This window comes from Streptomyces sp. NPDC021020, from assembly GCF_044333285.1.
GTDB lineage: Bacteria > Actinomycetota > Actinomycetes > Streptomycetales > Streptomycetaceae > Actinacidiphila.
This window is the reverse complement of the sequence record NZ_JBIRQQ010000002.1, coordinates 519,381-533,479: the sequence shown is the minus strand read 5'-3', so window position 1 is coordinate 533,479 and position 14,099 is coordinate 519,381. Positions and strand designations below refer to the sequence as shown.

At 72.2% G+C, this 14,099-nt stretch carries 11 protein-coding genes; 7 read left to right on the top strand and 4 right to left on the bottom strand.

Annotated features, from left to right (window positions below; genetic code table 11):
- Positions 1-120 precede the first annotated feature (120 nt).
- The 7 genes from ACH4SL_RS06710 to ACH4SL_RS06680 all read left to right on the top strand — a co-directional run bounded on the left by ACH4SL_RS06710 (position 121) and on the right by ACH4SL_RS06680 (position 9,339).
- Positions 121-1,386, top strand: a complete 1,266-nt coding sequence (locus tag ACH4SL_RS06710; RefSeq protein ID WP_398442323.1) for a trehalase family glycosidase — start codon at positions 121-123, stop codon at positions 1,384-1,386.
- Positions 1,387-1,646: 260 nt separating this feature from the next.
- A complete protein-coding gene (gene rhaI, locus ACH4SL_RS06705) occupies positions 1,647-2,813 on the top strand; it encodes an L-rhamnose isomerase (protein ID WP_398442322.1) in 1,167 nt (388 codons plus the stop codon).
- 69 nt (positions 2,814-2,882) lie between these two features.
- Entirely contained in the window at positions 2,883-4,922 is a 2,040-nt protein-coding gene (locus tag ACH4SL_RS06700; RefSeq protein ID WP_398442321.1) for a bifunctional aldolase/short-chain dehydrogenase, read from the top strand.
- Complete coding sequence (locus ACH4SL_RS06695; RefSeq protein WP_398442320.1) at positions 4,919-6,379, top strand: rhamnulokinase family protein; 1,461 nt, start codon at positions 4,919-4,921, stop codon at positions 6,377-6,379. The genes ACH4SL_RS06700 and ACH4SL_RS06695 overlap by 4 nt, the downstream gene beginning before the upstream one ends.
- A gap of 55 nt (positions 6,380-6,434) precedes the next feature.
- Complete coding sequence (locus ACH4SL_RS06690) at positions 6,435-7,190, top strand: (Fe-S)-binding protein (RefSeq protein ID WP_398442319.1); 756 nt, start codon at positions 6,435-6,437, stop codon at positions 7,188-7,190.
- Complete coding sequence (locus tag ACH4SL_RS06685; RefSeq protein WP_398442318.1) at positions 7,187-8,668, top strand: lactate utilization protein B; 1,482 nt, start codon at positions 7,187-7,189, stop codon at positions 8,666-8,668. Before ACH4SL_RS06690 ends, ACH4SL_RS06685 begins: the two co-directional genes overlap by 4 nt.
- On the top strand, positions 8,665-9,339 hold the full coding sequence (locus ACH4SL_RS06680) for a lactate utilization protein C (protein WP_398442317.1): 675 nt from the start codon (positions 8,665-8,667) through the stop codon (positions 9,337-9,339). The genes ACH4SL_RS06685 and ACH4SL_RS06680 overlap by 4 nt, the downstream gene beginning before the upstream one ends.
- 33 nt (positions 9,340-9,372) lie before the next feature.
- On the opposite strand, the gene ACH4SL_RS06675 is transcribed toward ACH4SL_RS06680, so the two are convergent.
- The 4 genes from ACH4SL_RS06675 to ACH4SL_RS06660 form a co-directional block, all read right to left on the bottom strand.
- A complete protein-coding gene (locus ACH4SL_RS06675) occupies positions 9,373-10,383 on the bottom strand; it encodes a LacI family DNA-binding transcriptional regulator (protein WP_398442316.1) in 1,011 nt (336 codons plus the stop codon).
- A gap of 124 nt (positions 10,384-10,507) precedes the next feature.
- Positions 10,508-11,365: a carbohydrate ABC transporter permease gene (locus ACH4SL_RS06670; protein WP_398442315.1), complete on the bottom strand. Its 858-nt coding sequence runs from the start codon at positions 11,363-11,365 to the stop codon at positions 10,508-10,510.
- A complete protein-coding gene (locus tag ACH4SL_RS06665; protein ID WP_398442314.1) occupies positions 11,362-12,312 on the bottom strand; it encodes a carbohydrate ABC transporter permease in 951 nt (316 codons plus the stop codon). The genes ACH4SL_RS06670 and ACH4SL_RS06665 overlap by 4 nt, the downstream gene beginning before the upstream one ends.
- 85 nt (positions 12,313-12,397) lie before the next feature.
- The gene (locus ACH4SL_RS06660) at positions 12,398-13,729 is read right to left on the bottom strand and encodes an ABC transporter substrate-binding protein (protein ID WP_398442313.1); all 1,332 of its coding nucleotides are present in this window, start codon (positions 13,727-13,729) and stop codon (positions 12,398-12,400) included.
- Positions 13,730-14,099 lie beyond the last annotated feature (370 nt).

Sequence of the window (14,099 nt, the reverse complement as noted above, 5' to 3'; positions counted from 1 at the left end):
CCGGGCGCCGACCCGGAGGTTCTCCGCGCCGGGCTCGAATCCGGACCTTCCGGCCGCTAGGGTGGTTGAACCCATTCAACCTCCGCCCGCCACTCGGCCTCCCAGGAAGGGCAGCAACCCGTGCCACCCGAAGACAGCGTTTCCGCATGGCGCCTGCTCGACGAGCGCATCCGCACCTGGTGGGACGAGGACCTGGTCACCGCGCACGAGGAGGAGATCCGCGCCGACGCCAACGTGCTCTTCCTGCCCGAGTCCTACGCCTCGGGGGGCGGTCGCGTCGGCCCGCCCTGGTATCGCTCGATGTTCGCCTGGGACACCTGGTTCAGCAATCTCGCGCTGCTCGTCCACGGCCGCGACGACCTGGTGCGCGCCCATGTCGTCAACTACGTGGCGATGATCGAGCGCTACGGCTTCATGCCCAACGCCAACCAGGAGGCCCTGCGGACCCGCTCGCAGGTTCCCGTCTTCCCGGACAGCGTGCTGCGCCTGCTGCGGCGCACCGGGGAGCGGGCTCTGCTGGAGCGGGCGTACCCGGCGCTGGTCGCGGAGTACACCGGCTACTGGAACGCCGATCACCACCGCACCGCCTGCGGCCTGGCCACCAACGCCGACCTCGGGGACCCCGCCCTGGACCCACGGCTCGCGGCGGAGGCGGAGACCGGGCTGGACTGGACGCCGATCTACGACGGCGACGTGCGCCGGGTGGCCCCGTTGCTCACCAACTGCGCCCTGGTCCGCTACGCCGAGGTGCTGGCCGCGCTGGCCGACCTGCTGGACCTGCCCGCGCAGGCGCGGCGCTGGCGGGCCGAGGGGGCGGAGCGGGCCGAGCTGATCCGGACGCTGTGCTGGGACGACGAGCAGGGCTTCTTCTTCGACTACGACCATGTGCGGGGGCGGCGCCTGGCGCACTGGAGCCTTTGCGGCTACTGGCCGCTGTGGGCGGGGGTGGCGACGCCGGAGCAGGCCCGCCGCAGCGCGGAGGCGCTGGAGCGGTTCCGGCACCCGTACGGGCTGACCGTCACCGACCGGGCCCTGCCGAGCCCGCACGAGGGGATGGGCGAGGGGGACGTCCAGTGGATGTACCCGGCGGGCTGGGCGCCGCTGGTGATCGTGGCGTCCTGGGGGCTGGACCGGTACGGCCTGCACGACGCCGGACGGCAGGCCGCCGAGGGCTTCACCGGCTGCCTGGTCGGGCACTTCACGGCCACCGGCGAGCTGTACGAGAAGTACAACGTGGTCACCGGCGGACTCGACCTGCCCAACGAGCGGTACGGCACCATCAAGCTGCACGGCTGGACGTCCGCGGCCGCCGTACTGCTGGGGCGCCGGGTGTACGAGGCGACGCCGGTGGAGGAGCTCCTGGAACGGGCCGGCGCGCGCCCATGAGGCCCCGGCGGCGCGCCCGGCGCCCGGCGCCCGGCGTGATCTTCCTACCTGAGGGTGAATTGTTTCAACTTTCATCCCTCCACGGGCCGACAACCACCCTACGATGCTGATCCTCGTCATTGACAGGAGCCTTGCGACCTGCATATCGTGTCGATGAATCGATTCATAAAAGAAGGGTGACCCCCTTCGCTGTCCGGCCGCGGCCGGACAGCGCCGAGCGATTCCGCCCACCGCGCCCGTATACCGCTCCAGGAGTGCCCATGACTGACCTGCCGGCCGTGAAGGCGGCGCTCAAGTCCCAGCAGATCGAGACGCCGTCGTGGGGGTACGGGAACTCCGGCACCCGCTTCAAGGTCTTCGCCCAGCCCGGTGTCCCGCGCGACCCGTTCGAGAAGCTGGACGACGCAGCGCAGGTGCACGCCGCGACCGGCGTCACCCCGACCGTCTCACTGCACATCCCCTGGGACCGCGTGGACGACTACACGGCGCTCGCCGCGTACGCGAAGGAACGCGGCATCGGCCTCGGTGCGATCAACGCCAACGTCTTCCAGGACGACGACTTCAAGCTCGGCTCGGTCACCCATCCCGACCCGGCGGTGCGGCGCAAGGCACTGGCCCACCTCATGGAGTGCGTCGACATCATGGACGCCACCGGCTCGCGCGACCTGAAGCTGTGGTTCTCCGACGGCACCAACTACCCGGGTCAGGACGACGTCACCGCCCGGCAGGACCGGCTGGCCGAGGCGCTGGCGGCGGTGTACGAGCGGCTCGGCGAGGACCAGCGGATGCTGCTGGAGTACAAGCTGTTCGAGCCGGCCTTCTACACCACCGACGTCCCGGACTGGGGCACCGCCTACCTGCACTGCCTGAAGCTGGGCGCGAGGGCGCAGGTCGTGGTGGACACCGGGCACCACGCCCCGGGCACCAACATCGAGTTCATCGTGGCCCAGCTGCTGCGCGAGGGGAAGCTCGGCGGCTTCGACTTCAACTCCCGCTTCTACGCCGACGACGACCTGATGGTGGGCGCGGCCGACCCGTTCCAGCTGTTCCGCATCCTGCACGAGGTCGCCCAGAACGACGGCTTCGCGCCGGAGACGGGCGTGGCCTTCCTGCTGGACCAGTGCCACAACATCGAGGCGAAGATCCCCGCGGTCATCCGCTCGGTGATGAACGTGCAGGAGGCCACCGCCAAGGCGCTGCTGGTCGACCTCGACGCGCTGCGCGCGGCGCAGCGCAGCGGCGACGTGCTGGAGGCCAACGCGGTGCTGATGGACGCCTACAACACCGACGTCCGGCCGCTGCTGCGGGAGGTGCGCGAGGAGATGGGGCTGCACCCGGACCCGCTGGCCGCCTACCGCGCCTCCGGCTGGCAGGAGCGGATCGTCGCCGAGCGCGTCGGCGGCACCCAGGCCGGCTGGGGCGCCTGACCCCGCCGCGCCCCACGTCCTCCCGCCCGTTCCGGAACCCGTCCCGAGCATCCGAAGGAAATTCCCGTCATGAAGTCCTCCCCCGAGGTCAGCGCCCTGCTGGCGCGCTCCAACCGGCTGGGCGCCGACCCGCGCAACACCAACTACGCCGGCGGCAACACGTCCGCCAAGGGCACCGCGACCGACCCGGCGACCGGCGCCGAGACCGAGCTGCTGTGGGTCAAGGGCTCCGGCGGCGACCTCGGCACCCTCACCGAGGGCGGCCTCGCGGTGCTGCGGCTGGACAGGCTGCGCGCGCTCACCGAGATCTACCCGGGCGTCGGGCGCGAGGACGAGATGGTCGCCGCGTTCGACTACTGCCTGCACGGCAGGGGCGGCGCGGCCCCGTCCATCGACACCGCGATGCACGGCCTGGTCGACGCCGCGCACGTCGACCACCTGCACCCCGACTCCGGCATCGCGCTCGCCTGCGCCGCGGACGGCGAGGAGCTGACGAAGGAGTGCTTCGGCGACGCGGTGGTGTGGGTGCCGTGGCGGCGCCCGGGCTTCCAGCTCGGCCTTGACATCGCCGCCGTCAAACAGGCCAACCCCCGGGCGATCGGCTGCATCCTCGGTGGGCACGGCATCACGGCGTGGGGAGAGACCTCCGAGGAGTGCGAGGCCAACGCGCTGCACATCATCCGCACCGCCGAGGTGTTCCTCGCCGAGCGCGGCCGGCCCGAGCCCTTCGGCCCGGTGCTGCCCGGCCACGAGCCGCTGCCGGCGGAGGACCGCAGGGCCCGCGCCGCCGCGCTCGCGCCCGCGCTGCGGGCGCTGGCCTCGACCGACCGACCGCAGGTCGGCCACTTCACCGACTCCGACGTGGTCCTGGATTTCCTGGCCCGCGCCGAACACCCCCGGCTGGCGGCGCTGGGCACCTCGTGCCCGGACCACTTCCTGCGTACCAAGGTCCGCCCGCTGGTGCTGGACCTGCCGCCCACCGCCCCGCTGGACCAGGCGCTCGCCCGGCTGCGCGAGCTCCACGAGGACTACCGCGCCGACTACGCCGCCTACTACGAGCGGCACGCCACGCCCGACTCGCCCGCGATGCGCGGCGCGGACCCGGCGATCGTCCTCGTCCCGGGCGTCGGCATGTTCTCCTTCGGCAAGGACAAGCAGACCGCCCGGGTCGCGGGCGAGTTCTACGTCAACGCGATCAACGTCATGCGCGGCGCGGAGGCCGTCTCCTCCTACCGGCCGATCGAGGAGTCGGAGAAGTTCCGGATCGAGTACTGGGAGCTGGAGGAGGCCAAGCTCCGCCGGATGCCGGCGCCCAAGCCGCTGGCCACCCGGATCGCCCTGGTCACCGGGGCGGGGTCGGGCATCGGCAAGGCCATCGCGCACCGGCTCGCCGCCGAGGGCGCGTGTGTCGTCGTCGCGGATCTCAACGCCGAGGCCGCGGCGCAGGTGGCCGCCGACCTGGGCGGTCCCGACCGGGCGGTGCCGGTGACCGTGGACGTCACCGACGAGGAGCAGATCGCCGCGGCCTTCGACGCCGCGCTGCTGGCCTTCGGCGGGGTGGACCTGGTCGTCAACAACGCCGGGATCTCGATCTCCAAGCCGCTGCTGGAGACCACCGCCCGCGACTGGGACCTCCAGCACGACATCATGGCCCGCGGTTCCTTCCTCGTCTCCCGCGAGGCCGCCCGCGTCATGCTGGCGCAGGGCCTCGGCGGCGACATCGTCTACATCGCCTCCAAGAACGCCGTCTTCGCCGGGCCCAACAACATCGCCTACTCCGCCACCAAGGCCGACCAGGCCCACCAGGTGCGGCTGCTGGCCGCGGAGCTCGGCGAGCACGGCATCCGCGTCAACGGCGTCAACCCCGACGGCGTGGTCCGCGGCTCCGGCATCTTCGCCGCCGGCTGGGGCGCGAAGCGCGCCGCCGTCTACGGGGTGGAGGAGTCCGAGCTCGGCGCCTTCTACGCCCAGCGCACCCTCCTCAAGCGCGAGGTGCTGCCCGAACACGTCGCCAACGCCGTCTTCGCCCTCACCGGCGGGGAGCTGAGCCACACCACGGGCCTGCACATCCCCGTCGACGCCGGCGTCGCCGCCGCCTTCCTGCGATGAGCCCGCGCACCGGCGCCTTCGCCGCGGTCGACCTCGGGGCGTCCAGCGGGCGCGTGATGCTCGGCCGCGTCGGGCCGGAAACCCTGGACCTCACCGAGGCCCACCGCTTCCCCAACCGGCCGGTGCGCACCGGCGGCACCCTGCACTGGGACATCCTCGGGCTCTACCGCGGGGTGCTCGACGGGCTGCGGTCGGCGGGCGCGGCAGCCGGACGGCTGGACTCGGCCGGCGTGGACAGCTGGGCGGTGGACTACGGCCTGCTGGACGCCGCCGGGCAGCTGCTCGGCAACCCCGTGCACTACCGCGACGCCCGCACCGAGGGCGTCGCCGAGCGGGTGTGGGGCGCGCTGCCGCCGGAGCGGCTGTACGCGGCGACCGGCATCCAGTACGCGCCGTTCAACACCCTCTACCAGCTCGCCGCCGCGCGGCGGACACCGCAGTATGCCGCCGCGAGGGGGCTGCTGCTGATCCCCGACCTGATCACGTACTGGCTCACCGGTGAGCGGGGCACCGAGCTGACCAACGCCTCCACCACCCAGCTCCTCGATCCGCGCACCGGCCGGTGGGCGCCCGAGGTCGCCGCGGCCGCCGGTGTCGACCTGGTCCTGTTCGCCCCGCTGCGCCGACCCGGCGACCCGGCCGGCACGCTGCTGCCCGACGTCCTGGCGGAGACCGGCCTCGACGGGCCCGTGCCCGTCACGGCGGTCGGCTCGCACGACACCGCCTCCGCGGTCGCCGCCGTGCCCGCCGCGGGCGGCGAGCACTTCGCCTACATCTGCACCGGCACCTGGTCGCTCGCCGGGCTCGAACTCGACGCCCCCGTCCTGACCGACGCGAGCCGCGCCGCCAACTTCACCAACGAGCTGGGCCTCGACGGCACCGTCCGGTACCTGCGCAACGTCATGGGCCTGTGGCTGCTCCAGGAGTGCATGCGCGAATGGGAGGCGACCGATCCGGTGCCGCTGCTGCAGGAGGCCGCGCGAGTGCCGGGCCTGCGGTCGGTCGTGGACGCCGCCGACCCCGCGTTCCTGGCGCCGGGCCGGATGCCGGACCGTATCGCCGACGCCTGCCGGGCCACCGGCCAGCCCGTCCCGGCAACGCCCGCCGAGATCACCCGATGCGTCCTGGACTCGCTCGCCCTGGCCCACCGCACCGCGATCCTGGACGCCCAGCGGCTGTCCGGCCGGCCGGTGGACGTGGTGCACGTCGTCGGCGGCGGGGCCCGCAACGCGCTGCTGTGCCGACTGACCGCCGACGCCTGCGGACTCCCGGTCGTCGCCGGACCGCCGGAGGCCGCCGCGCTCGGCAACGTCCTGGTCCAGGCGCGCGCGCACGGGCTGCTGCCCGACCGCGCCGCGGCCCGCGCGCTGATCGCGCGGACGCAGCCGCTGACCCGCTACGAGCCGTCGGGCAACCCGGCCGACTGGGACGCGGCGGCCCGGCGGGTCGCCGCGTGACGGCCCTGACAACGGGGGACGATCCGCACACGAACGACCGAAGAAGGGGAGCCGGATGCGCGTCGCCCTGTTCCTGACCTGCGTCAACGACACGCTCTATCCGGACACCGGGCGCGCCGTCGTCCGGCTGCTGACCCGGCTGGGTGTGGACGTCGACTTCCCCGCTGCCCAGACGTGCTGCGGCCAGGCCCACTACAACACCGGCTACCGGCACGAGGCCGAGCCGCTGGCCTTCCGCTTCGCCGAGGTCTTCGCCGGATACGACGCCGTGGTCACGCCCTCGGGCTCGTGCGGCGCGATGGTCCGCGAGCTGTACCCCCGGATGGGGGCGCGGGCCCGTGCCGAGGGCCGCGGCGAAACCCTGACCCGGGCGGTGGCCGAGGTGGTGCCGCGGACGTACGAGCTGACGGAATTCCTGGTGGACGTCCTCGGCGTGACCGACGTCGGCGCGTACTACCCGCACACCGTGACGTACCACCCCACCTGCCACGGGCTGCGCTCGCTCGGACTGGGCGACCGCCCGCACCGGCTGCTGACGGCGGTGCGGGGCCTGGAGCTGGTCGAGCTGCCCGGGGCCGAGGAGTGCTGCGGCTTCGGCGGCACCTTCGCGGTGAAGAACGCGGACGTGTCCGCGGCGATGGGCGCCGACAAGGTACGCAACGCGGTCTCGACCGGCGCCGAGGTGCTGTGCGCCGCCGACAACTCCTGCCTGATGCACATCGGCGGCACCGCCGCCCGGCTCAAGGCGGGCACCCGCCCCGTCCACATCGCCGAGATCCTGGCGAGCACCGAAGAGGAGCCCCTGGCATGAGCGGCGGTACGTATCTGGGCATGCCGTCCTTCCCGCGCGCCGCGGCGAAGGGGGTGGCCGACCCGACGCTGCGGGCGAACCTGCGGCACGCCACGCACACCATCCGCGCCAAGCGCGCCCGCGCCGCCGGGGAGCTGGCGGACTGGGCGGAGCTGCGCGAGGCGGGGCGGCAGATCAAGGACCACACGCTGCGCCATCTCGACCGCTACCTGGAGCAGCTGGAGCAGGCGGTCACCGCCGCCGGCGGCACCGTGCACTGGGCGGCCGACGCGGCCGAGGCGAACCGGATCGTCGCGGACCTGGTCAGGGCGACCGGCGAGACCGAGGTCGTCAAGGTCAAGTCGATGGCCACGCAGGAGATCGGGTTGAACGAGGCGCTGGAGGCCGAGGGCATCCGCGCGTACGAGACGGACCTGGCCGAGCTGATCGTGCAGCTCGCCGACGACCGCCCGTCGCACATCCTGGTGCCGGCGATCCACCGCAACCGCGGGGAGATCCGCGACATCTTCACCTCGCGGATGTCCCGCTGGGGCCGTCCCGCCCCGGAAGGGCTGTCCGACGAGCCCGCCGAGCTGGCCGAGGCCTCCCGGCTGCACCTGCGGGAGAAGTTCCTGCGGGCGAAGGTCGGCGTGTGCGGCGCGAACTTCATGGTCGCCGAGACCGGCACCCTGGTCGTGGTGGAGTCCGAGGGCAACGGGCGGATGTGCCTGACGCTGCCGGAGACGCTGATCGCGGTCGCGGGCATCGAGAAGGTGATCCCCACCTGGCGGGACCTGGAGGTCTTCCTCCAGACGCTCCCCCGGTCCTCCACCGCCGAGCGCATGAACCCGTACACCTCGACGTGGACGGGCACCACCGACGGCGACGGGCCGCGGGACTTCCACCTGGTGCTGCTGGACAACGGCCGCACCGACACGCTCGCCGACACCGTCGGCCGCCAGGCGCTGCGCTGCATCCGCTGCTCGGCCTGCCTCAACGTCTGCCCGGTGTACGAGCGGGCGGGCGGCCACGCCTACGGCTCGGTCTACCCCGGTCCGATCGGCGCCATCCTCACCCCGCAACTGCGCGGCACCGGCACCGCACTGGACGCCTCACTCCCCTACGCCTCCTCGCTCTGCGGGGCCTGCTACGAGGTCTGCCCGGTCGCCATCGACATCCCCGAAGTGCTGGTCCACCTGCGCGAAAGGGTCGTGCAGGGCGGCGAGGCCACACGGGAGGGTGTGCGGACCACCGTCAAGCCCGCCAAGGGGCACGCCGCCGAACGCGCCGCCATGCGCGCCGGGCGCTGGGTGTTCGACCACCCGGGCGTGCTGCGGCAGGGGCAGCGGCTCGCGTCGCGCACCCGCCGCCTGCACCCCCGCACGCTGCCCGGCCCCGGCCGGGCGTGGACCGCGACCCGAGACCTGCCCCCGGTTCCGGCGGAGCCCTTCCGCGACTGGTGGCAGCGCACCCACGGCAGAAAGGACACCGGGACATGAGCAGCAGGGAGGCCGTCCTCGGCCGGGTACGGCGCGCGCTCGCCGACGTGCCCGCCGGGGACCCCGGCTACGGGCAGGCCGTGACCCGCGGCTACCTGCGGCGGCACGAGGACCTCGACGAGCACGGCACGGTGGATCTGCTGGCCGAGAACCTCGCGGACTACCGGGCGGTCGTGCACCGCACGGACACCGCCGGGCTGCCCGCCGTGATCGCCCGGCTGCTCGCCGAGCGCGGGTCGCGCAGCGTCATGGTGCCGAACGCGCTGCCGGTGGAGTGGCTGCCCGACGGCGGCCCGGCCCGGGTCGCGGACGACCCGGCGGCCACAGCGCGCGAGCTGGACGGGGTGGACACCGTGGTCACGGGCTGCGCCGTCGCGATCGCCGAGACCGGCACCATCGTCCTGGACGGCGGTGGCGACCAGGGGCGGCGCCGCGTCACCCTGATCCCCGACCACCACATCTGCGTGGTGCGGGTGCCCCAGCAGGTCGTGGTGTCGGTGCCGGAGGGGCTGGAACGGCTCGATCCGCGGCGCCCGCTGACGTGGATCTCCGGGCCCTCCGCCACGAGCGACATCGAGCTGGACCGGGTGGAGGGCGTCCACGGACCCCGCCGTCTCGACGTGGTCCTCGTGGCGGAAGCCGGTGCGGGCGACTCGCGCGACGAGAACTGAGCAGCAGGAACCAGGGGTTCGGGCCTCCCGGCGTCAGCGCGTCGGGAGGCTCGAACCCCTGACCACGAGTTCGGGCATGAGCACGCGTTGCTGGTGCCGGTGCTGTGCGGCGTCCGGGCCGGTCTCCTCCATGAGGAGCTCCGCGGCCAGCCGGCCCATCTCGGCGGCGGGCTGCCGTACCGAGGTCAGCGGGACCACCGCGGCGGCGGCGAACTCGATGTCGTCGTATCCCACGATGGCCAGGTCGCGCGGAACCGCGATACCGGCCGCGTAGACCACCTGAAGCACGCCCAGCGCGAGCAGGTCGTTGGCGCAGAAGACGGCGGTGGGCCGCTCGGCCACGCCCAGCAGTCGGGAGGCGGCGTCGCGGCCGGCGGCGACGTCCAGGCGGCTGGCCTGGATCTCCAGCAACGACTCGGGGCCGAGGCCCCCCTCGGCGAGCGCCTGGAGCAGACCGATCCGCCGGTCCCGCACCTGCTGCAGGTTGGGCGGGCCGCTGATGTAGGCGATCCGGCGGTGGCCGGCGCCGACGAGATGCCGGCCGGCCAGCGCGCCACCGGTGACGTCGTCCACCGACACCGAGCACTCCGCGGCGCCCGGGGCGACCCGGTCCACCAGCACGAAGGGCACCTTGTGCCGGCGCAGATGCTCCAGGCTGGCCCCGGTGGGGTCGGCCGGGGTGACCAGCACCCCGCGTACCCGCTGCTCGACGAACAGCGAGAGGTAGACGCCCTCCTCGCTGACGCTCTGCCCGCTGTTGGCGACGGTGACGACCAGGCCGGCGTCCCGGGCGGTGGACTCGGCGCCGCGGGCGACGTCGACGAAGAACGGGTTGCCCATGTCCAGCACGAGCAGCGAGACGATACGGCTCTGCCCGGCCCTCAGCTGGCGTGCCGACTCGCTGCGCACATAGCCGAGCTCCCTGATGACTGCCTGGACGCGGTCCCTGGTCTCCTGGGTGACGAGCTCGGGGCGGTTGATCACGTTGGACACCGTGCCGACCGAGACGCCCGCCGCCCGGGCGACGTCCTTGATTCCGACCATGGCTACACGCTCTCCTCGGTGGTCCCACGCCGTCCGCCGGTCCGCGCCACGGGCGGCGGACCGGCGGTTTCCCCGGCAAAATCCCCTTGCGACAACTGATCACACGGGTGCATCACCGTACCGGTCATTCCAGTCCGGTACCGACGACACCGTTGATGTACCAGCGCTGGAAGACGATGAAGATCACCAGGACCGGCAGCATGCTGATGACCGCCGCGGCCATGCCGACGCTCGGCGACATCAGGGTGTACTGGCCCTGCGCCAGCGGCGCGAGCGCCACCGTCATGACGGAGTGCTCGTGGTCGGGGGCGATCACCTGCGGCCAGATGTAGGTGTTCCACGCCGTCAGGAAGCTGATCGAGCAGTACGCGGCGAGCGCCGGGCGGGCCAGCGGCAGCGCGACGGACACCAGGGTGCGGGTCCAGCCCGCGCCGTCCAGCTGCGCGGCGTCGATCAGGCCGTTCGGCAGGCTGCTGAAGAACTGCCGGAAGAGCAGCATGGCGAAGGCCGTCTGGCCCGCGATGGGCAGGATCATGCCGGCGTAGCTGTCCACCAGGCCGAGCTGGTGGGTGATGACGTAGAGCGGGATCAGCGTCATGTTGGACGGCACGAACATCGGCACCACGATGACCGCGAGCAGCGCGCCCGACCACTTGAACGGGATCTTGGCGAGGGCGAAGCCCGCGGGGATGGTGATGACCAGCTGGACCAGCAGGATGCCGAAGCTGAAGACGAACGAGTTGACGATCACCCTGGCGGACAGGAAGTGGTAGGCCTCGACGTAGTTGTGCCACACGACCTTCGGCGGCACCAGGTGCGGCGGGTACGCGCGCACGTCGTGCGCGGACATCAACGAGGCCGACAGCAGGTAGAACAGGGGCAGCGCCATCAGCAGGCCGCACAGCAGGACCAGGATCCAGCGGCCGGCCGCCGGCCAGGCGCCGCGGCGCGCAGCGGGGCCCCACATGGTGTTCGTGGTCATGCGGTCCTCCGCATCCGGGTGATGAGCCTGATGAGGCCCACGACGAGGGCAATGAGCACCAGCTGGAACAGCGACAGCGCGCTGGCGTAGCCCATGTCCGTCTGGTGGAAAGCGGTCTGGTAGGCGTAGAGCGCCAGGGACTGGGTGTGCCCGAGCGGTCCGCCGTTGGTCATGATGAGCGAGACCTCGAAGGAGCCGCTCACGAAGTTGATCAGCTGGAGCGTGGCGACCAGGACGGTGGTGCTCCCGACGTTCGGCCAGGTGATGCTCCACAGCTGCCGCCACCGGCCGGCGCCGTCCAGCGACGCGGCGGCGTAGATGTCGGCGGGGATGCGCTGGAGGCCGGCCAGGTAGAGGATCATCACCAGCGGCAGGCCGAGCCAGATCATCATCACGGTGAGCGCGGGCAGTGCCCATGTGGTGCTGGACAGCCACGCGGGTCCGTCGATGCCCACCCAGCCGAGCACCCGGTTCACGACGCCGGCCCGGTCGTCGTACATGTACGACCACAGCACGGCGGCCACCGCGGACGAGGCGACCATGGGCGCGAAGTAGAGGATGCGCAGCGCGCCGATGCCGCGCATGCGGCTGTTGATCAGGACGGCGAGGACGAACCCGATCACGATCGTGGGGATCACGCCCAGGACCACGAACTCCACGGTGACGCGGAGCGAGTCCCACATCTCGCTGTCCTGGAAGAGCCGGGAGAAGTTGTCCAGACCGACCCACCGAGGCGTTCCGAACAGGTCCCAGTCGAAGAAGCTGAGCCCGAAGGCGCCCAGCGCGGGCAGGATCACGAAGAGCGTGAACGCCACCATGCTGGGTGTCAGGAACGCCACCGCCGCCAGCGTGTCGCGGCGCCTGCGCCGGTCGAGCAGCCGGGGACCGGGTCCCCCGCCCGGCGGAGCGACCCGCCCGCCGGTCTCGTTGTCCAAAACCGAAGCCATTACTGCACCATTCTCTCGTCACCGGCCGGACGCACCGGCCGCGGTCCGGGGCGGGGGACGTGCCCCGCCCCGGACCGCCCGCCGGCTACTTCTCCGACGCCAGGGCCTGGTTGACGGCCTTCTGCGCGTCGCCGAAGGCGTCGGCCACCGAACGGTGCTGGAGTTCCACTTCCTGCACCGCCTTGATCACGCTGTCGCTGAGCACCTTGGCGGACTTGCCGGGCAGCGCGGCCGGCAGATACGCGTCCTTGGCGTCCTGCGCGAACGCGGCCTCGTTCTGCGGCGGAGCAGGCAGCTGACGCCAGGAGCCGCTGTCCACGCCCTGCTGGGTCGGCGGCACGACCTGGCCGGTCGCCTGGGCGAGCTTCATACCGCCGTTGTCCTGGTAGAACCAGGCCAGGAAGGCCCAGGCGGCGTCCTGGTTGTGGCTGGACTTGCTGATCGACAGGCCGTACGAGCCACCGCCGACGGTGCTCTTGCCGTCGATCTTCGGCATCGGCTGGACGTCCCAGTCGTCCTTCAGGGTCTGCTTGACGGTCGGGACGGTGGCGCGCACCGAGAAGGCCATCGCCGACTGGCCCTGCTCGAACTTCGCCACGCTCCCGGCGTTGGCGGAGTACTTCGGCGAGGCGGTGCCGTACGCCGACAGCAGCTTGGTCCAGGCCTTGACCGCGGCGGGTTCGCCGATGCCGGACTTGTGCGTCTTGGGGTCATAGACGTAGCCGCCGTAGGCGTGGATCACCGGGTTGTAGACGGCGGGCTGGTCACCGGTGCCCAGCGTCGGGCTCATGCCGGCGTACTTGCCGCCGGTCTTCTGCTGGATCTCGGTCGCGACCCGGTAGAGGTCGTCCCACGTCCAGTCGGCCGTCGGGTACTCGGTGACGCCGGCCTTCTGGAAGATCGTCTTGTTGTAGAACAGCGTCGTCGAGTCCGCGCTCACCGGCAGGCCGGTGATCTCCTCGGGGTGCGAGACCGGCCGGTACTGGCCCATGAACTGGGGCAGGAAGTTGCTGCCCTTGAGCCCGAGGTCGCCCTTCTTCAGGCGATCGGAGATGTCCAGGGTGATGTTGCCGTCCGCGAGCTGGTTGGCCGCGTAGTCGACGTTCATCAGCACGTCGGGCAGCTTGTTGCCGAGTCGCTCGGTGACCAGCTGCTGGACGTACTGGGTGGCGTCGTCGGGCAGCGACTCCACGGTGATCTTGCGCTTGGGGTAGGCGGCCTCGTAGGCAGCCGCGTACTTCTTGAACTGCGGCACGAGGCCGGCCTGCACCGACAGGGTGATCTTGCTGCCCTCGACGCTGCCGTGCCCGCCGGAGGACGAGCCCCCGCCTCCGCAGGCGCTCACCAGTGCGAGCAGCCCGGCTGCGGCGACCGCCGCCATCGGGCGCATCGCGCGGCGCCCGGCCTTTCTGGTCATCTTTCCAGTTCCTCTCTGCCGCCACCTGAAGTCTGTGCCCCGCACCTGCCGCGCGTCGGGTGACGCTCCCCCTGCCCCGGCTCGGTACGGTCCGGACGGGCTCGGCCACGGGATGCGCTTGTCACGATGCGGGGGCCACGGACCCCTCCGACGGTCGGCACGCTCTGTGACGGCAGACCCGGCCGCGCGAGTCGTCGCGCGACTCACCCGGTCGCTGTGAAAGCTTTCATTGACCATGTCGCATCGTTTCGCCGCTGTCAATAGATGTCCCGCAGGTTACGGGGCGGTCTCGCCGAGAGGCGCCCCGTCCTGCGGAAATCCCACGGCGACCAGGGCGCTTCACGCCCCTGCGAACCGGTCGGCGGCAACA

Excerpts from the sequence above, each read along its gene's own strand:
- rhaI (WP_398442322.1), top strand. The coding sequence starts at position 1,647 with ATGACTGACCTGCCGGCCGTGAAGGCGGCGCTCAAGTCCCAGCAGATC.
- ACH4SL_RS06700 (WP_398442321.1), top strand. The coding sequence starts at position 2,883 with ATGAAGTCCTCCCCCGAGGTCAGCGCCCTGCTGGCGCGCTCCAACCGG.
- ACH4SL_RS06695 (WP_398442320.1), top strand. The coding sequence starts at position 4,919 with ATGAGCCCGCGCACCGGCGCCTTCGCCGCGGTCGACCTCGGGGCGTCC.
- ACH4SL_RS06690 (WP_398442319.1), top strand. The coding sequence starts at position 6,435 with ATGCGCGTCGCCCTGTTCCTGACCTGCGTCAACGACACGCTCTATCCG.
- ACH4SL_RS06685 (WP_398442318.1), top strand. The coding sequence starts at position 7,187 with ATGAGCGGCGGTACGTATCTGGGCATGCCGTCCTTCCCGCGCGCCGCG.
- ACH4SL_RS06680 (WP_398442317.1), top strand. The coding sequence starts at position 8,665 with ATGAGCAGCAGGGAGGCCGTCCTCGGCCGGGTACGGCGCGCGCTCGCC.
- ACH4SL_RS06675 (WP_398442316.1), bottom strand. The coding sequence starts at position 10,383 with ATGGTCGGAATCAAGGACGTCGCCCGGGCGGCGGGCGTCTCGGTCGGC.
- ACH4SL_RS06670 (WP_398442315.1), bottom strand. The coding sequence starts at position 11,365 with ATGACCACGAACACCATGTGGGGCCCCGCTGCGCGCCGCGGCGCCTGG.
- ACH4SL_RS06665 (WP_398442314.1), bottom strand. The coding sequence starts at position 12,312 with ATGGCTTCGGTTTTGGACAACGAGACCGGCGGGCGGGTCGCTCCGCCG.
- ACH4SL_RS06660 (WP_398442313.1), bottom strand. The coding sequence starts at position 13,729 with ATGACCAGAAAGGCCGGGCGCCGCGCGATGCGCCCGATGGCGGCGGTC.